20 protein-coding genes and 1 riboswitch are annotated in these 22898 nt (G+C 72.2%); of the genes, 13 read left to right on the top strand and 7 right to left on the bottom strand.

Annotation, left to right across the window (positions count from 1 at the left end):
- Positions 1 to 122 precede the first annotated feature (122 nt).
- From ABCS02_RS10055 to ABCS02_RS10040, 4 genes are all read left to right on the top strand, one after another.
- Positions 123 to 1379 (top strand): hypothetical protein, encoded by a 1257-nt coding sequence (locus tag ABCS02_RS10055; protein WP_345835499.1) that lies wholly within the window; start codon positions 123 to 125, stop codon positions 1377 to 1379.
- A gap of 146 nt (positions 1380 to 1525) precedes the next feature.
- Complete coding sequence (locus ABCS02_RS10050; RefSeq protein WP_345835498.1) at positions 1526 to 2911, top strand: Ig-like domain repeat protein; 1386 nt, start codon at positions 1526 to 1528, stop codon at positions 2909 to 2911.
- Between the two features lie 86 nt (positions 2912 to 2997).
- Positions 2998 to 4119: a hypothetical protein gene (locus tag ABCS02_RS10045; protein WP_345835497.1), complete on the top strand. Its 1122-nt coding sequence runs from the start codon at positions 2998 to 3000 to the stop codon at positions 4117 to 4119.
- Positions 4116 to 4895, top strand: coding sequence for a hypothetical protein (locus ABCS02_RS10040; protein WP_345835495.1), 780 nt, complete (start codon positions 4116 to 4118; stop codon positions 4893 to 4895). Before ABCS02_RS10045 ends, ABCS02_RS10040 begins: the two co-directional genes overlap by 4 nt.
- A gap of 44 nt (positions 4896 to 4939) precedes the next feature.
- Here the strand turns inward: ABCS02_RS10040 and ABCS02_RS10035 are convergent, their stop codons facing one another.
- Complete coding sequence (locus ABCS02_RS10035; RefSeq protein ID WP_345835494.1) at positions 4940 to 5203, bottom strand: hypothetical protein; 264 nt, start codon at positions 5201 to 5203, stop codon at positions 4940 to 4942.
- A gap of 131 nt (positions 5204 to 5334) precedes the next feature.
- Here ABCS02_RS10035 and ABCS02_RS10030 point away from each other — a divergent pair, with 131 nt between their 5' ends.
- The 5 genes from ABCS02_RS10030 (at position 5335) to ABCS02_RS10010 (ending at position 10472) form a co-directional block, all read left to right on the top strand.
- Positions 5335 to 6324: a sortase gene (locus tag ABCS02_RS10030; protein ID WP_345835493.1), complete on the top strand. Its 990-nt coding sequence runs from the start codon at positions 5335 to 5337 to the stop codon at positions 6322 to 6324.
- Between the two features lie 358 nt (positions 6325 to 6682).
- A complete protein-coding gene (locus ABCS02_RS10025; RefSeq protein WP_345836325.1) occupies positions 6683 to 7432 on the top strand; it encodes a phosphate ABC transporter ATP-binding protein in 750 nt (249 codons plus the stop codon).
- Positions 7433 to 7442: 10 nt separating this feature from the next.
- Entirely contained in the window at positions 7443 to 9146 is a 1704-nt protein-coding gene (locus ABCS02_RS10020) for a PASTA domain-containing protein (protein WP_345835492.1), read from the top strand.
- Positions 9143 to 9631, top strand: coding sequence for a hypothetical protein (locus ABCS02_RS10015; protein WP_345835491.1), 489 nt, complete (start codon positions 9143 to 9145; stop codon positions 9629 to 9631). Before ABCS02_RS10020 ends, ABCS02_RS10015 begins: the two co-directional genes overlap by 4 nt.
- 88 nt (positions 9632 to 9719) lie before the next feature.
- The gene (locus tag ABCS02_RS10010) at positions 9720 to 10472 is read left to right on the top strand and encodes a lytic murein transglycosylase (RefSeq protein WP_345835490.1); all 753 of its coding nucleotides are present in this window, start codon (positions 9720 to 9722) and stop codon (positions 10470 to 10472) included.
- Here ABCS02_RS10010 and ABCS02_RS10005 read toward each other — a convergent pair.
- The gene (locus ABCS02_RS10005) at positions 10469 to 10921 is read right to left on the bottom strand and encodes a GNAT family N-acetyltransferase (protein WP_345835489.1); all 453 of its coding nucleotides are present in this window, start codon (positions 10919 to 10921) and stop codon (positions 10469 to 10471) included. The genes ABCS02_RS10010 and ABCS02_RS10005 overlap by 4 nt on opposite strands.
- 149 nt (positions 10922 to 11070) lie before the next feature.
- On the opposite strand from ABCS02_RS10005, the gene ABCS02_RS10000 reads away from it, so the two are divergent.
- Entirely contained in the window at positions 11071 to 13287 is a 2217-nt protein-coding gene (locus ABCS02_RS10000; protein ID WP_345835488.1) for an NADP-dependent isocitrate dehydrogenase, read from the top strand.
- A 189-nt stretch (positions 13288 to 13476) separates the two neighbouring features.
- On the opposite strand, the gene ABCS02_RS09995 is transcribed toward ABCS02_RS10000, so the two are convergent.
- From ABCS02_RS09995 to ABCS02_RS09980, 4 genes are all read right to left on the bottom strand, one after another.
- Positions 13477 to 14397 (bottom strand): BadF/BadG/BcrA/BcrD ATPase family protein, encoded by a 921-nt coding sequence (locus ABCS02_RS09995; RefSeq protein WP_345835487.1) that lies wholly within the window; start codon positions 14395 to 14397, stop codon positions 13477 to 13479.
- A gap of 13 nt (positions 14398 to 14410) precedes the next feature.
- Positions 14411 to 15907, bottom strand: coding sequence for a L,D-transpeptidase (locus ABCS02_RS09990; protein ID WP_345835486.1), 1497 nt, complete (start codon positions 15905 to 15907; stop codon positions 14411 to 14413).
- 81 nt (positions 15908 to 15988) lie between these two features.
- On the bottom strand, positions 15989 to 17344 hold the full coding sequence (locus tag ABCS02_RS09985) for an FAD-linked oxidase C-terminal domain-containing protein (RefSeq protein WP_345835485.1): 1356 nt from the start codon (positions 17342 to 17344) through the stop codon (positions 15989 to 15991).
- Positions 17341 to 17730 carry a YrdB family protein gene (locus ABCS02_RS09980; RefSeq protein ID WP_345835484.1) on the bottom strand — a complete coding sequence of 130 codons (390 nt, stop codon included), beginning with the start codon at positions 17728 to 17730 and terminating at the stop codon, positions 17341 to 17343. Before ABCS02_RS09980 ends, ABCS02_RS09985 begins: the two co-directional genes overlap by 4 nt.
- A gap of 271 nt (positions 17731 to 18001) precedes the next feature.
- Positions 18002 to 18084: riboswitch (ZMP/ZTP riboswitch) on the top strand.
- Between the two features lie 68 nt (positions 18085 to 18152).
- Between ABCS02_RS09980 and glyA the strand changes: the two genes are divergently transcribed.
- The 3 genes from glyA to ABCS02_RS09965 all read left to right on the top strand — a co-directional run bounded on the left by glyA (position 18153) and on the right by ABCS02_RS09965 (position 21403).
- Positions 18153 to 19427, top strand: coding sequence for a serine hydroxymethyltransferase (gene glyA, locus ABCS02_RS09975; protein ID WP_345835483.1), 1275 nt, complete (start codon positions 18153 to 18155; stop codon positions 19425 to 19427).
- Positions 19428 to 19557: 130 nt separating this feature from the next.
- Positions 19558 to 20445: a bifunctional methylenetetrahydrofolate dehydrogenase/methenyltetrahydrofolate cyclohydrolase gene (locus tag ABCS02_RS09970; protein WP_345835482.1), complete on the top strand. Its 888-nt coding sequence runs from the start codon at positions 19558 to 19560 to the stop codon at positions 20443 to 20445.
- Between the two features lie 25 nt (positions 20446 to 20470).
- Complete coding sequence (locus ABCS02_RS09965; RefSeq protein WP_345835481.1) at positions 20471 to 21403, top strand: DUF4436 family protein; 933 nt, start codon at positions 20471 to 20473, stop codon at positions 21401 to 21403.
- A gap of 14 nt (positions 21404 to 21417) precedes the next feature.
- Here ABCS02_RS09965 and ABCS02_RS09960 read toward each other — a convergent pair whose 3' ends face one another.
- Positions 21418 to 22860, bottom strand: coding sequence for a helix-turn-helix domain-containing protein (locus tag ABCS02_RS09960; protein ID WP_345835480.1), 1443 nt, complete (start codon positions 22858 to 22860; stop codon positions 21418 to 21420).
- Positions 22861 to 22898: the final 38 nt, after the last annotated feature.

The raw sequence follows: 22898 nt of genomic DNA, 5'->3' as shown, positions 1-22898 counted from the left end.
GCTTCTTCGAGGACGAACGTGTCGCCGTCCGAGAAGAGGGACCCCCGTCACCAACCGGGAAGACGATGACGGGGGCCTGCGTAACAGAGCGACACGGTACCACACGAAAAACGAGGGAAATCATGTCCATCAACCGCAAGGCGCTTTTCGGCGCCGCGGCCGCCGTCGCGGCGGTCGGTCTCGCGTTCGGCATCGCGCCGGCCGCGAACGCCAACCCCGCGCCGGGGACCAACCCCATCATCGACGGCTTCGGCTCCGACACGACGCAAGATGTGCTCAACGGCTTGGCGTCGGTGATCAAGGACGGCTCGGGCAACGCGATCATCGCGTCGTACGACGCCACCTCGGCCGGCACCTCGGTCACCCCCGGCGAGGTCGCGCCGACCGTGACCGTCCCGGTCGCCAACGGCTCGGGCCAGGGCAAGACCGTGCTCGCCGCGGCGGTCAACGGCACATCCGTGTCGCTGACCAACTTCGGGACGACGCTCACGTCGTCGGGGCCGCTCAGCCGCGACGACGCCGAGTTCGCGCGTTCCTCGAGCGGCGGCACGTGGAACGCTGCCGGCCAGTATGCATACCTCCCGTTCGGTGTCGACGCGGTCACGTACGCGACGGCACCGAGCACGGCGGTGCCGAACGGCATCCCGCTCGGCACGGTCGTGGGTCAGGACACCGACGGCGACGGCACGCCGGACCTGACGCTGAAGAACATCTACGGCACCGCGGGTTCGGGCGTCATCACGCTCGAGAACGCGTCGAACGTCGCGTACACGGTGGGAGCGCAGGGCTCGGGGGCGAACATCATCCCGTTCATCCCGCAGGCCGGGTCCGGCACGCGCCAGTTCTGGGCGCAGGCCACGCTCGGCTCGAGCTCGGCGACGTTCCCGTCGCGCGTCTCCGACACCTACGGGTCGACGAGTGTGCAGGAACATGACGGCAGCGTGCTGACGTCGGTCACCAACGCGATCGTGCCGTTCTCGGTCGCGCAGTGGATCGCACAGGGCCGGGCGTCGACGCTGTCGACGAACTACGGCGTGACCGTCACCGACCGTCGCCATGGCGCGGTGCTCGGCAACGTCGGCGCCGTCGCGCCGATCAACGCGCTGACCGGGAACCTGAACCCCTCGTTCCCGATCAACCGGGCGGTGTTCAACGTCGTGGAGTACAACGCCATCACGTCGGGCACCGCTGTGTACAACAGCAACCTCGACGGCGTCTTCAACGGCAGTTCGGCGAAGGTTCTCACCGCGAAGCGCCCCGGCTCGACGACCGTCTCGGTGATCAACGACTTCGGCTTCGGGACCATCCCGGCGGCCGGGTTCACGCCGCTCGACGGGAAGCTCTACGTCGCCGGAACCGTCTACCGCGCCACCGCGTGACAAGGAGGTGGGCGGGGTCTTCGGGCCCCGCCCACCTTCCTGGCACATGCCGCCACGATTCGCCCGGGTCGTCGCTGGCTCCGGGCCGTCAGGCCCGCCACCGGGATTCGTCCAGCCATCCACCCCTCCACCCGAAGGAGATCTCCATGACACAGGTCAAGAAATGGCACGGTGCGGTTCGCGTCGGTCTCGTCGCGCTCCTCGCGTCCGCCCTCACGATTCCGGGAACGGTCGCCGCTCAGGCGATCGACGCGCCCGCCGGATATACGAATCAAACCGTGTGGGATAATTACATCGCCCCCGCCGTTCAGGACGGCAGCGTGCTCGACCTGGGGGACCTCATCGTGACCCTCAAGCCGGGGGCAAAGGCGAGCGATCTCTATCCCATCGCGTCGGTTTCGACGGCGCCCGGGGCTTTGCCGGCACCGACGGGTTACAACGTCCAGGGTGTGGAGTTGTACATCCTTGACAACACGTACACGGTTCAGAGTGACGCCTATCAGCGGGGGGATGCGAAGGCCGCGGGCCGCGGACTCGATGGCGGGCCCATCGCCTACAGCGACTCCGAGAGCAATCACATCGTCGGCGTCGAGAAGCTTTCCGCGAACCCGGGATACACCGAGTCCGGCTATTTCCGGTACGCGCTCACTCTCAGCAGCGACCCGGACGTGAGCCGCCCCAATCAGGCGGGGGTGGCCTTCTACGACGCGATCCTCTTCTGGGATAAAGCCACCGACCTGCTGAGCGTGGTCAGCGACCCTGGTCAGGCCCAGAAGGCGGAGACCCAGCTCGCGGCGTCCGCGAGCGGCGTGACGTCGACATCGGCGACACTATCCGCCGGCGTGACCCCCGCGGCGGCGACGGGAACGGTCACGTTCACCAGCGGCTCTCTGTCACGGAGCGCGACGGTGACAAACGGGACAGCGTCCGTCTCCGTATCCGGCCTCACGCCCTCGACGCCGTACACGTTCTCGGTCGCCTACTCCGGTGATGAGCACTATCTCGCGTCCTCCGCGGCGACCACCGTGACGACGTCCGCGGCGTCGCCCAACACCTCGGAGACCCCGGTCGGCGTCACGGTTCCGGACGTCAGTGCCCCCAAGGGACTGCAGCTGTCCGTGCCCGGGGCGGCGATCACCCTGGCGGGGACCGCCCGCACGTCGGGCCAGGCCTGGCAGGCCACGGGAGCGCTCGGCACCGTCACCGTGAACGACGACCGCCGCAACGAGAACGCGGGGCCCTGGACGCTCAGTGGACGGCTCTCCACGCTCACGGCGGAGGGGTCGAAGTCGATCGCGGCGAGCAACCTCGGCTGGAAGCCGGCGAAGGTCGACGAAGGCAACGGGACCGCCGGCGCGGAGGTCGTCGCGGGATCCGGCGGCGGGCTCTCCGCCGACAAGCCGCTCGCCACCGGAACCGCATCCGCGGCATCCGATGTGATCACCAAGGTCGGCGCCGCGATCACGCTCAACGCACCCGCCAACACGCCGGCCGGCACCTACGCCGGCACGCTCACGCTGACGCTCATCTGAGCGTCGGACCCCGACCGGGTGGTCCGCCGCGCACTGGGGGCGCGACGGACCACCCCACCACGCTTCCCCTCCCGACCAGGAGCCCAATGACCGCCCGCCCACACCTCACGCGCGCCCTCCTCGCGGTCACGCTCGCCGCCGCGATCGGGGCGCTCGCCGTGCCGCCGGCATCCGCCGCCGACGGCGACGTCACGTGGGGCATCCAGCCCTCCACCCCCGCCGGCCCCGACGGGCGCACGCAGTTCACCTACCAGGTCGCCCCGGGCACGACCATCACCGACTGGGTCGGCGTCGTCAACGACTCCACCGTGCCCGCGACCTTCCGCGTCTACGCCGCGGATGCCACCACCGACTACGACACGGCTGCGTTCACGCTCATCGGGTCCGACCAGGGGTCCCGCGACCTCGGCGGCTGGACCACGATCGACACCGGCTCTGCCGCGTGCGCCGACACCAACGACGCTGCGGAGGCCGCGTGCGCGGCCGGCCTGGGCGTCAGCGTCACCCTCAACCCGGGCACGACGAAGAACATCCCCTTCACGATCGCCGTGCCGCAGGATGCCACACCGGGCGACCACGCCGCCGGGATCGTCGCGTCCTACGCGACCGACGGCGGATCCGGCGGCGCCACCGTGCGGCAGGAGAACCGTGTCGGCACCCGCATCTACCTCCGCGTCGACGGCCCCCTGACCCCCGCCCTGGGCGTGAGCGGCGCGGTCGCGGGCTACCAGGGCACGGTGAACCCCGTCGGCGCCGGATCCGGGTTCGCCGGCTTCGACCTGCGGAACACCGGCAACACGCGGCTGTCCGCTCAGCCCGTCCTGCATTTCGCCGGCCCGTTCGGGATCGACCTCGGCACGCTCGCGCTCCCGCCGGTGAAGAACATCGTCCCGGGCGGGACGGCGCACGTCACGGGGCTCCTGCCCGGCGTCGCGCCGCTCCTGCTCCTGTTCGCCGACATGACCGTCACGCCGCTGCCCGGCGACGGGCTCGCGGCATCCGATCCGCTGCCGGCGGGCGCGACGGCGTCCGCCGCGACGTGGGCCGTCCCGTGGATGCTGCTCGGCATCCTCGTCGTCGTCGTGGGAGGGATCGCGCTGATCGTGTTCCTGCGCCGGCGCTCGCGCGACCGCCTCGCCGAAGACCTCGCGGCGTACGCCGACCAGATCCGTGAAGAAGCACGTTCCGAGAAGGAGCAGGTCCGATGACCCCCTCACCCTCCCGCAGCCTCCGCCTGATCGCCGTCGGCGTCACCCTCGTGGTCGCCGGACTCGCGGTTCCCTTCACCCCGGCGATCGCCGCCGACCCCACGCCGAAGCCCACCCTGACGAGCACGGCGACCGTCGGGGTCACCGTGCCGGACGCGGTCCCCGCCAACCCGAACACCCCGCCGCGCACCGGGAACAACCCGTCGCCGGGCGGCGGGCAGCCCGGCGGCACCCCGGGCGGCGGGACTTCGAGGCCGGGCTCCGGGGGCTCGCCCACGTCCCGCAGCGACGCGCCTGCGGGACCGGGTTCCGGCCCCGCGGCCCCGACCGAGCCGACGATCGGCAAGACCCCCTCGGCCACGGCGGAGAGGGCCAGCGTCGAGAAGACCGCCTACAACGCGGGCGACACGCTCACCGTGAGTTTCCCCGGCTTCATCCCCGGCGAGAACGTGCAGGTCGTGCTGTACTCCGAGCCGATCCTCATCGGGAACTTCCCGGCGGACGCGAACGGCACGATCACGCAGTCATTCCAGCTCCCGAAGGACCTCCCGGCAGGCGCGCACACCGTGCAGCTGACGGGATGGGAGTCGAAGAAGGTCGCGACCGCCAGCATCATCGTCGCCAGCGCCGCGACCGCCGCCGCCCCCGCCATGCAGGGCGTGCCGATCTGGGCGTGGTGGATCGGCGGCGTCCTCCTCGCGCTGCTCCTCGCCGCGGGGATCTGGTGGCTCGTACGCACGATGCGGGCCACCCCGGCCGAGGTGCCCGCCGCATGACGTCCGCGATCACCGTGCGCGACGGCCGCACGCTCTTCCGTCGCTCAGCGGAGCGGCATGAGGCTCGGGCGTGGACCCTCGAGCCGGGCGACCGACACCTTGAGCTCGACCACGTCGGCCTTCACGTCTGCGACCTCCCGACGCACGTCCGCGATCTCGCGCCGCACGTCGGTGAACTGCGCGTCGACCTGCTCGAACCGCCGGTCGATGCGGCGCTGACCGAACGCCATCAGGCCGCCGACGCCGCTGAGCGTCGCGACGACGGCGCCCACGAGTGCGACGAACGCAGTCAGCGTGTCGAGGGTCATGGTCACTCCTCCATTGTGTGCGGGCGGGGCGCGAACGTCCAGGAACGCTACGCGATCCGACGCGGAGACCCGCGTCCCGGAGCGCATCCGGTGGAGAACGTCGCGCGACGCGACGCGGGAGAGGGGCGGGCATGACCATCACCGAACCGGGGCCGGCCGAGACGACCGAGGTCGTCGCACCCGTGCGGGTGGAGGCGATGCCGCCGCAACCCCCCAAACCTCCGAAGCCCCGGCGCCGCCCGCGGCTTCCGGAGCCGCGCCGACCCCGCGCACCCCGCGACGGGCGCTGGTGGACGGGCGCCGCGATCCTCACGGCATCCGTCCTCCTGCTCGCGTTCGTCGTGCACGCGGCCGCGTTCTCCGCATTCCAGCACTATCGCGCGCAGACGATCGCGTACGGCGACCTGCGCACGTCGCTCGCCAAGGCGGAGACGCCCGTCGGGCAGCTCGTCGACGAGACCACGATGGTGCCCCTCGGCACGCCGGTCGCGCTGATCGAGGCGCCGTCGATCGGGCTGAGCGAGGTCGTGCTGGAGGGCTCGACCGGCGACGTCCTCCGCTCCGGGGTCGGGCACGAGCGCGACTCTGTCATGCCCGGGCAGTCGGGCCTGTCCGTCCTCCTCGGCCGCCAGACCACGTACGGCGGTCCGTTCGCTCAGCTCTACCGGCTCGCGCCCGGCGACGAGATCACGATCGTGACGGGGCAGGGCACGAACACGTACCGCGTGTTCGGCCTGCGCCGCGCGGGCGACCCGCAGCCGCCGGCGCTCGCCGCGAACGCCGGCCGGCTGGAGCTGCAGACGGCGGACGGGCTCGCGCTCTTCCCGTCCGGCGTGCTCCACGTCGACGCGGAGCTCGTGTCGAAGGTGCAGCAGACGCCGAGCAAGGCCATGTCCTATGCGGCGCTCCCGCCCGCCGAACGTCCGATGGGCCAGGATCCCGGCGCGTGGTTCGCGGCCTTCTTCGCCTTCGTGTTCTTCGCGGCCGCGGGCATCGGCATGTGGTGGCTCTGGACCCGCTGGGGCCGCTGGCACGCGTGGCTCGTCGGCGTCCCCGTGCTCGTCGCGCTGGGCGTCGCGACGGCCGACATCGCGATGAACGCGCTTCCCAACCTCCTCTAGCCGGGCACCCCGAACCCCGGCATCCCCCTGACGAAAGCTGACCATGACCGAAGAGTCCGTCCCCGACGACATCACCGAGATGCACCCCACGATCGTCGACTCCGCGGAGCTGACCGCCGCCCGCATGCCGATCCACGACCTCGCCGCCGACGAGACGACCACGGAGGTGCTGCGTCCGCCGAGCCGGCGCGGCACCCGCGAGGCCGCACCCGCACCCGCACCCGCGGCCGGCTCCGGAACCGCGCCGTCGGTGCCGGAGGCCGCGCCCGAGACCGTGGCGGATGCCGACGCCGAGATCGCCGAGGCGCACGCGGCAAGCCCGGCGCCGCATCCGCTCTCCACCCTCGAGGCCAGGTCCATCTCGGCGTGGTTCGGCGACCACAAGGTGCTCGAACGGGTATCGCTCACGATGCCCGCCGGCGAGGTCACGGCGCTCATCGGACCGTCCGGATGCGGCAAGTCCACCTTCCTGCGGATCCTCAACCGCATGCACGAGCTCGTGCCCGCAGCCTCCCTCGCGGGGGAGGTGCTGCTCGACGGCGACGACATCTACGACCGCACCCGCAAGCTGCAGGATGCGCGGAAGCACATCGGCATGGTGTTCCAGAAGCCGAACCCCTTCCCGGCGATGTCGATCTACGACAACGTCATCTCCGGGCTCAAGCTCAGCGGCATCCGCGCCCACCGCGACGAGAAGGATGAGCTCGTCGAGCGCTCGCTCGTCGCCGCCGGCCTGTGGAAGGAGGTGAAGGACCGGCTGCGCCAGCCGGGCGGCGGCCTCTCCGGCGGTCAGCAGCAGCGCCTCTGCATCGCCCGCTCGCTCGCGGTGCGGCCCAAGGTCCTGCTGATGGACGAGCCCTGCTCGGCCCTCGATCCGACCTCCACCCGCGTCATCGAGGAGACGATGACCGAGCTGCAGAAGGAGGTCACGATCGTGATCGTCACCCACAACATGCAGCAGGCGCAGCGCGTGTCCCAGCAGTGCGCGTTCTTCCTCGCCGCCCAGGGCACGCCGGGCGCGATCGTCGAGTATGGCGACACCGACGCGATGTTCTCCGAGCCGCAGGACGAGCGCACCTTCGACTACGTGAACGGCCGCTTCGGTTAAGGGGTCGGGCATGCAGGGGGACGGGGGCGAGCGCGCCGGGGGAGCGGACACGGCGCTCATCGGCGGGCAGTACGCGCTGGGCGAGCTGTTGGGCGTGGGCGGATCCGCCTCGGTGTTCGCCGCGGACGACCTCGAGACCGGGGTGCGCGTCGCGATCAAGCTGCTGCATCCGCATCTCTGCGCGGACGACGCCACTCGCGCGGCGTTCCTCGCGGAGGCGGATCGCGCCGCGCGCCTGCGCGACCCGCACATCGTCCGCGTCCGTGGGGCGGGGCTGCACGAGACCGGGGGCGTGGTCATGCCGTGGATCGCGCTCGACCTCGCGAGCGGACCCACCCTGCGCGAACGCGTCGAGCGGCACGGGCCGCTGCCGGTGGCGGATGCCGCCGCCGTGGCGCGCGGCATCCTCGCGGGGCTCGCGGTCGCCCACGCCGAGGGGATCGTGCACCGCGACATCTCGCCGCAGAACATCGTGCTCGACGACCGGACGCCGTCCGAGGACGGTGGGATCACGCCCGACGCGGTGCGGATCCTCGACTTCGGCCTCGCCGACCTGACCGGGCGCGCAGCCGTCGGCGGCGACATCCTGCTCGGACGCGACGGCGCGAACGTCATCGGCAACGCGCACTACATGTCGCCCGAGCAGGCACAGGGGCTGCCGGTGCGGGCCGCGAGCGACCTGTACCAGGTCGGCGCGGTCCTGTCCTACGCGGTGACGGGCGCGCCGCCGTTCGCCCGGCCAACGACGCGGCAGGTGCTCGAGGCGCAGGTGAGCGCGCCGCCGCCGGTCCCGTCGGCGCTCGTCCCGTCCGCGCGTCCCCTCGACCGGATCGTGACGCGCGCGATGACGAAGACGCCCGCGCGTCGCTACCGGGACGCCGCCGAGTTCGACGCGGCGCTGCGGGAGGTGGACGCGCGCCCCGTGCCCGTCGGCGCGCCGCCTCTCCACGAGTCCGCGAATGCGGGGGATGCGCGCGGCGACGCGGCGACGCGTGTCCTGCCGGAGCCGCGGACGGGGTCGCTCGACTACCTCAGCCCCCCGCCGGCGGCCACCGAAGCCGGGCCGCGCGAGCGCGCGCGAAGCGGCGGGATCGCGGCAGCCGCGACGGCGATCGCGGTCGTGATCGGCCTCGGCATCTGGGCGGGGATGAGCGCGGCCGGCAGCGCGCCGCCGCCCACGCCGACGGCATCCGCGGCGACGCAGGCTGCACCGCCCCCGCCGGTCGCCTCCGCCACGCCCTCCCTGTCGACCGCTGCCGCGCCTGGGCCCCCGCCCTCGGTCGCGCCCGTCGGGGTGCCGCCGCTGTTCGGCACGCTCGCCGAGGCGGAACGCGCGCTGGCCGCCGCCGGCCTCGCGCTCGGGACCGTGTCCCGGGTCGAGTCGGCGGAGGCGGCCGACCGCGTGCTCGGCCAGAGCCCGGTGGCGGGCGCCCCCGTCGCTCCCGGTGCGGTCGTCGACGTCACGGTCGCGAGCGGCTACAACACGGTGCCGCCCGTCGCCGGATCGGATGCCGCGACCGCCGCCGCGATGCTCGAATCCGCGGGCTTCACCGTGGCCGGCCGCCCCGCGAACGGCACCGGGGCGGTCACCGCGACGTCTCCGGCCGCCGGGACCGTGCTGCGCGTCGGCGTGACCGTGATGCTGCGGCTCGCGCCGACCGCGCCGTCCACCCCGTCGTCGGCGCCGACCGAGTCTGCCGGAGCCGGCTCGTGAGGCGTGTCGGGCTGGAGCGATCCGAGACCGCGGTCGGCGCCGCGCTCGCGTTCGTCCTCGTCGGCGCGGACGACCCGGAGTACGAGGGCCGCGTCCGCATCCGCAGCACGGTCCTCGGGCTTCAACCCGTGGGCGAGCCCGCCAATCGCACCGGCGCCCCGCCCCGCGAGCCGGGCGTCACGTGGAAGATCGTCGCGCCGAACGGCGTCACCATGGCCCTGCGGGCGCGCGACTTCCGCGACGCCGAGGAGGCCCGCGCCGACATCGACCGCCTCACCGGACGGCGGGGGTTCCGGGCGGTCCCGGTGGAGGATGCCGCGACCGGCCGGCTCTCGTTCTGGGTCGTGGACGGACGCCGCGTGGTCGTGGTTAGCCTGCGCCTCCTGCCGCCCACGCGGCGGCCGATGCTGCGGCACGAGGGCCGCCGGGTGCTCGAGGCGCTCCGCAAGGGTCCGCAGCCCGTCCCGGAGGCGGACACGGAATGAACGCCTCCCGTTCAGGTCCGGTTGCTATCGTCTCGCCCGACGCGCGGCCGGCGGAGCCTTGCGATCACGAGCGGGAGGGGTGAGCGCGATGGGCGGAGCGCTGGTGCGGATCGGGCTCGTGCTCGGCGTCGTCATCCTGGGTCTCGCTGTCGTCGTCGGCCTCGGCTACGCGCAGCTGCGGTCGAATGCCGCCGCCGATGCCGCGGTCCGGGTACCGCAGCAGCTCTCGGCGTCCGCGACCGCGCCGACCACGACGCCCGGGACGGGGACCGCGACGCCGCGGGTCCGGGTCGACCCGGCGTGGGCGCAGCGCACCGCCGCGGCCACCGGCATCCCGCTCCGCGCCCTCGAGGCCTACGCGCAGGCCGAGCTCGTGCTCCACGCCGAGCAGCCCGCGTGCGGCATCGGCTGGAACACCCTCGCGGGCCTCGGGGAAATCGAGTCCGACCACGGGCGCCACGGCGGGAGCGCGCTGAACGATGCCGGCTACCCCGAGCCCCCGATCCGCGGCCCCGCCCTCGACGGCAACGGGGTCGCTGCGATCCCGGACACGGACGGCGGCCGCTGGGACGGCGACACGCGCTGGGACCACGCGGTCGGGCCGATGCAGTTCATCCCGGACACGTGGGCCCGCTGGGGCGCCGACGGCAATGGGGACGGAGTGGCCGATCCGAATCAGATCGACGATGCTGCGCTCGCGGCGGCGCGCTACCTCTGCGCCGCCGGGCCGATGACCACCCCCGCGGGCTGGCGCGCGGCGATCTTCAGCTACAACCACCTCGACACGTACGTCGACGATGTCGCTGCGGCCGCGAACCGGTACGCGGCCGCCGTCTCCTAGAGGCGGATCTCGGCGACGACCTCGCCATACTGCGTCTCGTCCACGCGGACGAAGCCCATGCGCTCGAAGAACGCCTCCGGGCCGCCCTCGCCCTCCTCGTAGATGACGTCGACGTGGTCCATGCCGCGCTGACGCGCCTCCTCGATGAGGCTCTCGACGGCGTACCGGCCGATGCCGCGACCCTGGTCGTCGGCATCCACGTTGATACGCCAGAGGACCGACCGGAAGTGCTCCTCCGTCGCATCCGGATCGAAGTTCGCGCTCACGAACGCGACGACCTCGTCACCGTCCAGCACGACGCGCTGCCAGGTCGTCGAGGGGTTCACGACCGTCACCGCGATGCCATAGCTCACGGGTGCCAGGAACTGCTCCTGCCCCGGCTTGAGAGACAATGTGTTCACCGCGACGATCGTCTTCGCCGACAGCTCTTCGAGCCGAAACCCTGTCATAGGGCTCAGAGTAACGCGTCGGGATGACGAGGCAAGCGGGGATGTGTTCCCCCGTCGTCCGCTGGAACGAAAGTCTCTCGACATCGAGAGACAAAAGGGCGTGCGATAGGCTTCCAGACGGACAATTCCACCGGACGGAGAGCACGCTCGTGGCCGACTCGACCATCATCTACACCCACACCGATGAGGCCCCGGCTCTGGCGACCGCGTCATTCCTGCCGATCGTGCAGGCCGTCGCGAAGAAGGCGGGCGTCGGCATCGCGACGCGCGACATCTCGCTCGCCGGTCGCGTGCTCGCCGCATTCCCGCAGCGGCTCACCCCCGAGCAGCAGGTCGGCGACGCGCTCGCCGAGCTCGGCGGCCTCGCCACGCTCCCCGAGGCGAACATCATCAAGCTGCCGAACATCTCGGCATCCATCCCGCAGCTGAAGGCCGCGATCGCGGAGCTGCAGGTGCAGGGCTACGACGTGCCCGACTACCCGGACGATCCGGCGACGCTCGACGAGAAGGACGTGCGCGCCCGCTACGACCGGATCAAGGGATCCGCGGTGAACCCGGTGCTCCGCGAGGGCAACAGCGACCGCCGCGCGCCGCTGTCCGTCAAGAAGTACGCGCGCTCGCACCCGCACCTGAACAAGCCGTTCCCGGCCGGTTCGCAGACGCGGGTCGCGACGATGGGCCATGACGACTTCAAGAGCAACGAGAAGACGTGGGTCGCCGCGCACGACGACGTCCTGACCGTCCAGCACGTCGCGACGGACGGCACTGTCACGGTGCTGAAGGACCACCTGAAGGTCCTGCCGCGCGAGATCATCGACGCCACGTTCCTGTCGGCGGCAGCGCTCGACGCGTTCCTCGTCGACGTCCTCGCGGCCGCCAAGGCCGAGGACGTCCTGTTCTCGGTGCACCTCAAGGCCACGATGATGAAGGTCAGCGACCCGATCATCTTCGGCCACGTGGTGCGCGCCTACTTCGCCGACCTCTTCGCCCGCTACGGCGACGAGTTCGCCGCCGCCGGCCTCACCGCGAACAACGGGCTCGGCAGCATCCTCGCCGGCCTCGACGGGCTGGCGGACGCCGACGAGATCCGCGCCGCGGTCGACGCCGCGCTCGCCGCCGGCCCGCGCCTCTCGTACGTCAACTCGGACCGGGGCATCACGAACCTGCACGTGCCGTCGGACGTGATCGTGGATGCCTCGATGCCGGCGCTCATCCGCAACGGCGGCAAGCTCTGGGGCGTCGACGGAAGCGAGGACGACACGATCGCCGTCATCCCGGACTCCTCGTACGCGGGCGTCTACCAGGCCGTGATTGACGACGTGAACACGAACGGCCCGCTCGACCCCGCGACGATCGGGACCGTGCCCAACGTCGGCCTCATGGCGCAGGCCGCCGAGGAGTACGGCAGCCACGACAAGACGTTCGAGATCACGGCGCCCGGCGTGGTGCAGGTCGTCGACAGCGAGGGCGAGGTGCTCATCGAGCACCGGGTCGGCGCGGGCGACATCTGGCGCGCGACCCAGACCAAGCACATCGCGGTCATCGACTGGGTGCACCTCGCGGTAGCGCGCGCCCGCGCGACCGACGTGCCAGCCGTCTTCTGGCTCGACGTCAACCGCGCGCACGACGCGCAGCTCATCGCGAAGGTGCACCAGGCCCTCGCGACGCTCGACACCCGCGGCATCCAGATCCTGATCCTCTCGCCGGAGGACGCGACCCGGTACACGCTGGCGCGGATGCGTCAGGGCCTCGACACCATCTCGGTCACCGGCAACGTGCTGCGCGACTACCTCACGGACCTGTTCCCGATCCTCGAGGTCGGCACGAGCGCGAAGATGCTGTCGATCGTGCCGCTTCTCGCCGGCGGCGGTCTGTTCGAGACCGGCGCGGGGGGATCCGCCCCGAAGCACGCGCAGCAGCTGATCGCCGAGGACTTCCTCCGGTGGGACTCGCTCGGAGAGTTCTTCGCCCTGGCGGCATCCCTCGAGCACTACGCGCACTTCACGGGGAACGCGAAGGCGCAGGTGCTCGCCGACACGCTGGACGCCGCGACCGGCACGTTCCTCGAGAACGACCGCTCGCCGGGTCGCGCGCCGGTCGCGCTCGACAACCGCGGCAGCCACTTCTACCTCGGCCTGTACTGGGCGCAGGAGCTCGCGGCGCAGACGGCGGATGCCGACCTCGCGGCGGCCTTCGCCCCGGTCGCGGCGGAGCTGGCCGCGAACGAGCAGGCGATCGTCGCCGAGCTCGAGGCCGTGCAGGGGAAGCCCGTGGACCTCGGTGGCTACTACCACCCGGCGCCCGAGCGGGTGGCCGCCGTGATGCGCCCGTCCGCAACCCTGAACCGCATCATCGACGCCGTCTGACCCCGCGCGCCGGGCCGAGCCCCGGGCTCGCGGCTCGGGCTCGCACGTGCGCCTGGGGCCGAGCCACCACCCACGTGAGAACGCGCTTGTGTCACAAAAACGTCCCGTTTTTGTGACACAAGCGCGTTCTCGGCGGGGCGGCGGCGGGAGGCGGCCGGCGGTGAGGCGGGCCGGGTGAGGCGGCGGGGGTCAGGCGGCGACGGAGACGTGCGCCAGGAGGGGATGGCCAGGCGGTAGGGCGGCGAGGGAGAGCGCGCCGGCGAGACCGTCGCCCTCGGGTTCGACCAGCCGCGCGGTCGGCAGGTCGCGGGCCACGGCCGCGGCGAAGCGGCCGCGGATGACGGGGCTCCGGAAGATGCCGCCGAGCGCGCACACGTCGAACACCTCGTCCCCGTCGTCGCGGACGCGCGCGAGCGCGGCGCGCACGGAGAGCGCGAGCTCCTCGGCCGCGGCCTCCGAGATCGCGCGGGCGACGGCATCCGTCCCGGCCAGGTCCGCGACCGCGGCGGCGAAGGACGCGACGACGCTCACGCGCCGGTCGTCGGCTTGCAGCGCGATGTACGCGCTCTCGAGGTCGGGCCAGCGCTCCCGCACCCGCGGCGTGAGCTCCGTGGCCGGGCCGCGGCCGTCGTGGGCTCGCATGACCGCCTCCAGGGCTGCGCGGCCGATCCAGTAGCCGCTGCCCGCGTCGCCCATGATGTGGCCCCAGCCGTCGACCCGGGCGACGCGCCGGGCGCCGACCGCGAGGGTCACGACCCCCGTGCCCGCGGCGACGACGGCGCCCCAGCGGTCGCCGAGCGAGCCGAGGTACGAGGTCGTGGAGTCGTGCGCGATCACGGTGAGCACGACGCGCTCGTCGGCGAGGAGCGTGCGGAACGCGGCGGCATCGTGCTCGGCCGAGGTGAGGCCCGAGATGCCGGCCGTGACGGCATCCACTCCGCCCGCCGCCGCGGCGATCTCCCGCGCGAACGCGGCCACCTGCGGGAGGACGGCCTCGTCCGTCCGGACGCCGGACGCCTCGCCCTCGAGGACGAGGGATCCGTCCCGGACGACGCGTGCCCGCATGCCCGTCTGGCCGACGTCGATCCCGAGCAGCACGGACGACGTCATGGGAGAGGCGGGATCAGGTGTGGATCCAGACGTCGACCCCGGTCGGCGCCCAGTCGTAGATCTTCTTCGCGAGGTCCTCCGGCATGCCGACGCAGCCGTGGCTCATCGTGTGACCCCAGTTGTCGTGCCAGTACACGCCGTGGAAGCCCTGGTCGCCGTTGAAGTACATGACCCACTTCACGTCGGGCTGCACGTAGGTCGAGCCGTCCGTGTTGAGGCCCGTCATCGTCTGCTCTTCGATGTGGGAGTTGATGCGGTAGTGGCCGGTGTCGGTCGGGGTCGCCGGCCGGCCGCTGGAGATGAGCCACGAGTCGACGACCTGGCCGTTCTCCTTCAGGTACAGGCGCTGCGCCGTGAGGTCGACCTCCAGCAGACGCTCGAGCGTCGTCGTCTGGAACGGCGACTCCGACACAGTGAGCTTGTACACGCCCTGGCCCTGCGCGAGCCCCGCCGCGTACGCGTCGGCGATGCCGCCCGTCGAGCCCAGCGTGCGGCCGGCGAGACCCGCGACCTCGTCGCGCAGGTGGTCGCCGGAGGAGTTCACGACGACCGTCGCGTTGACCGGTGCACGGTTCACGAGGCCGGGGAGCGTCTGCACGAACGCCGCGACGGCCGTCTTGTCGACCACGATCGACGGCTGGCCGTTCGCGACCTTGATCGTCAACCACGACGCGAGCGTCGCCCGGTCGAGCGGAACGGTGCGCTCGTCGCCGACGTAGAAGCCCGCGCTGTCGAGCATCGCGTTGAGCGTGCCCGCGAACTGCTGCGCCGCGGTCGTCGTAAAGGCCGCCGAGACGGGAACGACGGTCGCCTCGATGTTCGCGTTCTGGCCGCTCGCGAACGCGCTCGCGAGCGCGCCTTGCACGGCGTCGAGGTCGATGCCCGTGCCGGGGACGGCGGGGGTCACGGCGTAGGACGCGGTCGCCGGGTCGAACGCGATCTTCGCGTCGACCGGAGCTGTGTAGACGGCCGGGGCGGCCTTCGCGAGCGCGGCGCCCGCGACGTCGTGGTCGATCGTGACGGGGGCCGCGATCGCCGGGGCGAACCAGGAGCCGACGTTCCACATCGGGTGCTGCGCGAACGCGTCGCCCGCGAGGGCCTCGGCATCCACCGACGCGCCCAGCTCGGCGCCCGTCATCGACAGCGCCTCGCCCGGGGTGCGGATCTCGACGGTCGTGTCGGCGAGCCGCGCGCGGACCGCGTCGGTCGCGCCGCCCGGTGTGAGGAAGCCGACCGGGACGGCGCCGATCGCGGTGCCGGGGGCGATCAGCACGAGAGAGGAGGCGACCAGGCCCGCCACGACGACGAAGGTCGTGCCCCCGCCGATCCACCAGCCGAGGTGCCGCTTCCGCTTCACCGGCGCGGGCGGCAGAGCCCACTCGTACGTCGGAGCGTCGGGAAGGGGCGGGACCGGCGGCACGGGGGGAGGTGCCAGGAGGGGAACGGTGGCGTCGGCGGCCACGACGGGATTGCTCGCGGTGTCATCGTCGCGCGTTGCGAGATCGGTCACGTCACACCCCCTGTTCCGAACCGTGCCTTCCATCGTACGGGACGGCCGAGGATTTCCTGTATAAGCGTTTCCGCTGTGGAGTCAGAACACCTTGCCCGGATTGAGGATGCCGAGCGGGTCGAACACGCCCTTGATCTGCCGCTGCAGCTCCCACTGGTCGTCGCCGAGCTCGGCGGCCAGCCAGCGGCGCTTCAGCATCCCGATCCCGTGCTCGCCGGTGAGCGTGCCGCCGAGCCGGAGGGCGGAGCGGAACAGCTCCTCCGCGGCCGCCCACACCACCTCGGGCACGTCGGGTCCGTCGAAGACGAAGTTGGGGTGGAGGTTGCCGTCGCCCGCGTGCGCCACCGTCGGGATGACGAGCCCGAACTCGCGCTCGATCCGTGCGATCTCCTCGAACATCGCCGCGAGGGACGAGCGCGGCACCGACACGTCCTCGATGAGCGTCGTGCCGAGGCGGGCCATCGCCGGATGCATCGACCGGCGGATGGTCAGGAGCCGCTCGCCCTCGGCGGCATCCCGCGCGATCGCCACCGTGCCGCCCGCCGACGCCAGGATCTCGGCGATCCCCTCCGCCTCGGCCACGGCCGCGGGGCCGTCGGTCTGCACGGTCAGCTGCGCGGCACCCGGCGTCGGGGCGGGGAGGTCGAGCAGCGCGTGGATCGCCTCGAGCGCCGCGGCGTCCATGAGCTCCATGATCGCGGGCTGGATGCCGGCGGCCGTGACGGCGGCGGACGCGGCAGCGGCGGTCCGGACATCCGGGAACGTGGCAGCGACCGTGCGCACTTCGCCGGGCACGAGCCGGCGCAGCTTGAGCGTCGCGCCGACGACGACGCCGAGCGTGCCCTCGGATCCGATCAGCAGCGAGGTGAGGTCGTAGCCGGTCACGCCCTTCACGCTGCGGTGGCCGACATGCAGCAGCCGCCCGTCCGCGAGGACGACGTCGAGGCGCAGCACGGCGTCGCGCACGACGCCGTACTTCGCGCAGAGGAGGCCGCCGGCGCCGGTCGCGATATTGCCGCCGACCGTGGCGATGTCGCGGCTCGCGGGATCCGGCGCCCACCACAGCCCGGCCGCGGCGAGGGCCGCGTTGAGGTCGGCGTTGAGGATGCCCGGTTCCACGACGGCGAGCAGGTCGTCTTCCCGTACCTCCAGGATGCGGTCCATCGCGCGGAGGGATAGGGCGATCTCGCCCGTGCCGGCGTTCGCACCGCCGGCGAGGCCCGTGCCCGCACCCCGGACGACGACGGGTGTCGCGGTCTCGGTCGCGATCCGCATCGTGGTCTGCACGTCCTCGACGGACCGTGCGTGTACGAGCGCGATCGGGTCGGACCCGGACTCGTGGCCGGAGCGGTCCGCGCGGGCGTCGGCGAGAGCCTCCGGGGAGGTGTCCACGCGGTCGCCGAGCGCGGCGCGCAGTCGCGCGAGGACGTCGGTCACGCCGCGAGCCGCCGCCGACCCGCGAGAAGGCCGACCGTGACGGCGATCACCGCGTAGCCGAGGCCCACCCAGGCGAGGCCCATGGTCCACCAGGCGATCGTCGCGGAGAGGTACACGAGCAGCTCGACGATCGCGCGGGCGAACGGGTGGATCGCGAACACGGCGCGGGGGGAGACGAAGAACGCCCAGAGGAGGATCGCCGCGACCGGTGCCGCGATCCCGAACAGGATGTTCCACGCGAAGGGCCAGGCCGCAAAGCCCCAGAACGCGAGCGTCGCGAAGGCGAACAGCTCGCACACGAAGGAGAGGACGTCGAGGGCCGTCAGCGGCCGGCGGGTCCCCGCGGGCAGCCCGTTCCCGGGCGCGGTCGCGGGTGTCTGACTCATCCGTCCATTCTACGACCCGCCCCGCGCCCGATTCCCGCCCCCGCGCTCGCCTCACCCGTGCCTCCACCTCGCCCGTGCCTCGCCCCCGCCCCGCACAACTCCTGCACCCACGGGCACCGATGCCGCACAACTCCTGCAGTTCGAGCTCGCACGGCCGGATTGTGCTGCGCCGGCCCGTTCCGCCCCTCGAATTGCAGGAGTTGTGCGCGCTGCCCCGCGTGGGGTGCAGGAGTTGTGCGGGGCGGGAGGAGGCGAGGGGGATCCGATATGATCGGGGGGTCGCGACTGGCGTTGAGGTGGGCTACCACCGGGGAGCGACCGGATCGTCTCCGACCGTTCGCCTGGGTCGGGGCGGCGTCTCCATGCGCGCCGGATGCGGCGCGCGGCACCCCGTTCGTAGACCGTCGTCCCTGGGAGAACCCATGATCGAGCCCTATTTCAACGCCCCGCTCGCGGATGTCGATCCCGAGATCGCCGAGGTCCTCGACCGCGAGCTGCGACGTCAGCGCGGCTACCTCGAGATGATCGCGTCCGAGAACATCGTGCCGGTCTCGGTCCTGCAGTCGCAGGGCTCCGTGCTCACCAACAAGTACGCGGAGGGCTACCCGGGCCGCCGCTACTACGGCGGCTGCGAGGAGGTCGACGTCGCCGAGGAGCTCGCGATCGCGCGGGCGAAGTCGCTGTTCGGCGCCGAGTTCGCCAACGTGCAGCCCCACTCCGGCGCGACCGCGAACGCAGCCGTGCTGCACGCGATCGCCCGCCCGGGCGACACGATCCTCGGCCTCGCCCTCGACCAGGGCGGCCACCTGACGCACGGCATGAAGATCAACTTCTCCGGCCGGCTCTACAACGTGGTCGCGTACGGCGTCGACCCGGAGACCTCGCTCGTCGACATGGACGAGGTCGCGCGCCTCGCCCGTGAGCACCAGCCGAAGGTCATCATCGCGGGCTGGTCGGCGTACCCCCGTCAGCTCGACTTCGCGCGGTTCCGCGCGATCGCCGATGAGGTCGGCGCCTACCTCTGGGTCGACATGGCGCACTTCGCGGGCCTCGTCGCGGCGGGCGTGCACCCGAGCCCCGTGCCGCACGCGCACGTCGTCTCCTCGACGGTGCACAAGACCATCGGCGGTCCCCGCTCCGGCTTCATCCTGACCAACGACGCCGACCTCGCGAAGAAGATCAACACGGCCGTCTTCCCGGGCCAGCAGGGCGGCCCGCTCATGCACGTCATCGCGGCCAAGGCGACCGCGTTCAAGATCGCCGCGACGCCCGAGTTCAAGAACCGCCAGGAGCGCACGCTCCGCGGTGCGCGCATCCTCGCCGAGCGCCTCACGCAGGCGGATGTCGCCGGCGCCGGCATCGCCGTGCGCTCGGGCGGCACCGACGTGCACCTCGTGCTCGTCGACCTACGCGACGCGGCGCTCGACGGCAAGCAGGCGGAGGACGTGCTGCACGAGATCCGCATCACGGTCAACCGGAACGCCGTCCCGAACGACCCGCGTCCCCCGATGGTGACGTCGGGCCTGCGGATCGGCACGTCGGCGCTCGCGACCCGCGGCTTCGACGACGCGGACTTCACGGAGGTCGCGGACGTCATCGCGCTCGCGCTGCAGCCCGGCGCCGACCTCGACGCCCTCCGCGAGCGCGTCGAGACCCTGACGGCCCGCTTCCCCCTGTACCCGGACCTGGTCCAGTAGCCCCTCGGGCACCCCGCGCCCTCCGTCGCCCGGCCTCCCCTCAGGCGAGACTGCAACCGGGCGCCGAGACCGCGGGGAACGCCTGCGGTCTCGGAGTGCGGATGCAGTCTCGCGGAGAGAGAGGGCCGGGATGACGGCCATACGACTCGACGGGATCGCGGCGGCAGCCGCGATCAAGGAGGAGTTGCGCGCGCGGGTCGCGAAGCTCGCGGAGGACGGGATCGTGCCGGGCCTCGGCACGCTGCTCGTCGGCGACGACCCCGCCTCGCGCTCATACGTGACGGGCAAGCACCGCGACTGCGCCGAGGTGGGCGTGGCGTCGATCTCCGTCGAGCTCCCGGCATCCGCGTCGCAGGACGAGATCGCGGACGCGATCCGGGCGCTCAACGCCGACCCCGCGGTGACCGGCTTCATCGTGCAGCTGCCCCTGCCTGCCGGGATCGACGAGAACGCGATGCTCGAGCTGATCGACCCGGACAAGGATGCCGACGGTCTGCACCCCACGAACCTCGGCCGGCTCGTCCTGGGCGTGGACCCGCGGACCGCGGTCCCCGCGCCGTTGCCGTGCACGCCGGCCGGCATCGTCGAGCTGCTGCTGCGCAGCGGGGTCGAGATCGCGGGAAAGCACGTCACCGTGATCGGCCGCGGCATCACGGTCGGTCGTCCGCTCGGGCTGCTCCTCACCCGGCGGGGGATCGACGCGACCGTGACGCTCGCGCATTCGCGCACGCCGGACCTCGCCGCGGAGGTGCGCCGCGCCGACATCGTCGTGGCTGCCGTGGGGCAGCCGCACCTCGTCCAGGCGGGCTGGATCAAGCCGGGTGCCGCGGTGCTCGACGTCGGTGTCACGCGCGTCGGCACGACCGAGTCGGGGAAGGCGAAGCTCGCGGGCGACGTCGCGCCCGAGGTGGCCGAGGTGGCGGGCTGGCTCTCGCCGAACCCCGGCGGCGTCGGTCCGATGACGCGCGCGCTCCTCGTGGCGAACGTCGTCGCGGCCGCCGAGCGTCGGCATCCCTGACCGCCCTCGTGCCAGACTGACTCGCGTGACGGATGCCCCCGAGCCGACGCGGCGCCGCATGCGCACGCGCAACCGCGTCATCGGCATCATCGCCGCCGTCGCTCTCCTGTACATCGCGGTCGTCGCGCTCTATGCGCTCAGCGGGCGTGTTGCGCTCACCGGCGAAGGCAATGCGACGGACGGAAAGGGCCTGCCGTTGCAGATCAGCCCGGAAGGCGTCGACGCCGTCGCCGACCGGATGACCGTCGGCTTCGAGATCATGCCGCGAGGCGAGTACGACGCGAGCGACGGGAACGGCCTCTCGCTCGTCACGCCGGTGACGCTGCTCGTCACCGGGACGGACGGCGCGCGGACGACGGACTTCCCCGCCGGCAGCGCGCTCTCACCGGTCCAGCTGAGGTTCGTGACCGAGGGCGACGTGCAGCTCTGGCCGTTCGACACGTACACCTCGCAGAGCATCGTCGCGGCCATCCCATCGGACGGGCAGAACGCCCTCGACCTCGACTGGACCGTGCAGTCGCGACAGGTCTCCGGGTGGACCTTCGACATCACGGTCGCCCAGCGGCAGGTGCCGGTCAACGCCTACGACCTGACGATCACAGCGCACCGAGCGGGTGCCACGGTCGCTTTTGGGATCGTGCTTCTCGCGCTCATGGTCGTCATGCCGGTGCTCGTGCTGACGGTGTCGATCGCCGTCTACCGCGGCCGGCGCAAGATGGAGCCCAGCCTGATGGGCTGGATCGGCGCGATGCTGTTCGCCACCATCCCGTTGCGAACGTTCCTCCCCGGCTCGCCACCCATCGGATCCTGGATCGACTACCTCATCGTGCTCTGGGTCATCGCGGGCCTCATCGTGGGGCTCGTCATCTACGTCCTGGCGTTCGTGCGCTGGTCGCCGACGGCGAAGACCCCGGACCGCACGCCGCCCGCGGAGGACGCGGTGCAGCCGCCGGGATAGCCGGCGAAGGCGGATCAGCCCTGCGCGTGCCGGTCGAGGAACGCGTAGACCTCGGTGTCGTCCACGCCCGGGAACGCGCCGGACGGCAGCGGCGAGAACATCTGCATGTGCACGCGGGCGCTCGGCCAGGCCTTGCCCGCCCACCGGGCCTGTGCGGCCGCCGGCGGACGGCGGCAGCACGAGGCATCCGGGCACGTCGACACCGCGCGCCGGTTCGTCTCGCGGCCGCGGAACCAGCGCGCGTCGTCGAACGGGATGCCGACCGTGATCGAGAACTCGGTGTCGCCGGTCATCCCGGTCTGGGTCGAGCACCAGAACGTGCCGGACGGGGTGTCGGTGTACTGGTAGAGCTCGGTCGTGCGGTTCTGCTCCTCGAACGCCGTCCGCGCGGCGAAGTGACGGCAGACGATCTGGCCCTCGATCGCGCCGGTGACGTCCATCGGCAGGGGGAGCCCGTCGTTCTCGTAGACGCGGGAGATCGCCCCCGCGCCGTCGACGCGGAGGAAGTGCAGCGGGATGCCGACGTGCTGCGTGAGCAGGTTCGTCATCCGCATCCCCGCCGCCTCGTGCGTCACCCCGAACGCGTCACGGAAGTCCTCGACGGCGAGGTTGCGGTCCTTCTTCGCCTGCTGGAGGAACGGGACCGCGTTCCACTCCGGCATGAGGCAGGCTGCCGCGTAGTAGTTGATCTCGAGCCGCTGCTGCAGGAAGTCGGCGTAGCTCGACGGCGGCTGGTGGCCGAGGAGGCGGTGCGCCATGGCCTGCAGGGCCATCGACCGCAGGCCGTGGCCGCCGGGGATCGACGCCGGCGGCAGATAGATGCGGCCGTTCTCCAGGTCCGTGACCGAGCGGGCCGAGTGCGGCAGATCGTGCACGTAGAGCAACTCGAACCCGAGCTGCTCGGCCATGAGGCTCACGCTCCGGTGCGTCAGGGCGCCGGTGACGTGCCCCGCGGCCTTCAGCTGCTTCTGCGCGAGCTTCTCGATGTCGGGCAGGTAGTTGTCGACCTCCCGCATCCGCAGGCGCAGCTCGGTGTTGGCGCGCCGCGCCTCCTCGGGCGTCGCGATCGCCTCGTTCTCCCGCCGCTGCAGCTCGCCGTGGAGACCCAGCACGGACTCGATCGTCTCGTCGCTCATCCCCTTGGTGACCTTGATCGGCGGGATGCCGAGGCGGCGGTACACCGGGCTGGACTGGGCGCGGTCGAGCTCGATCTCGAGCGCCGCGCGGTGGTTCGGAGGCGTCGGCGACAGCAGCTCCGACAGCTCCGTGCCGGTCGCGCGGGCGACCTCCTGCAGGAGCGAGAGCTTCGGCTCGCGCTTGCCGTTCTCGATGAGGCTCAGGTGGCTGCCGGCCACGCCGACCTGCGCCCCGAGCTCGTCGAGCGTGAGCCCCGCGGCCAGTCGGTAGTGCCGGATACGGTGGCCCAGGGTGGTGAGCTCGATCGTCGCCGTCGTCATTCCTTGATCATAGCGAAAGAATCCGGATCTTTTCGTGG

The sequence above is a fragment of the Microbacterium sp. X-17 genome (genome assembly GCF_039615055.1).
The sequence above is the reverse complement of the archived record's forward strand: the minus strand, read 5'-3'. Positions and strand labels throughout refer to the sequence as shown.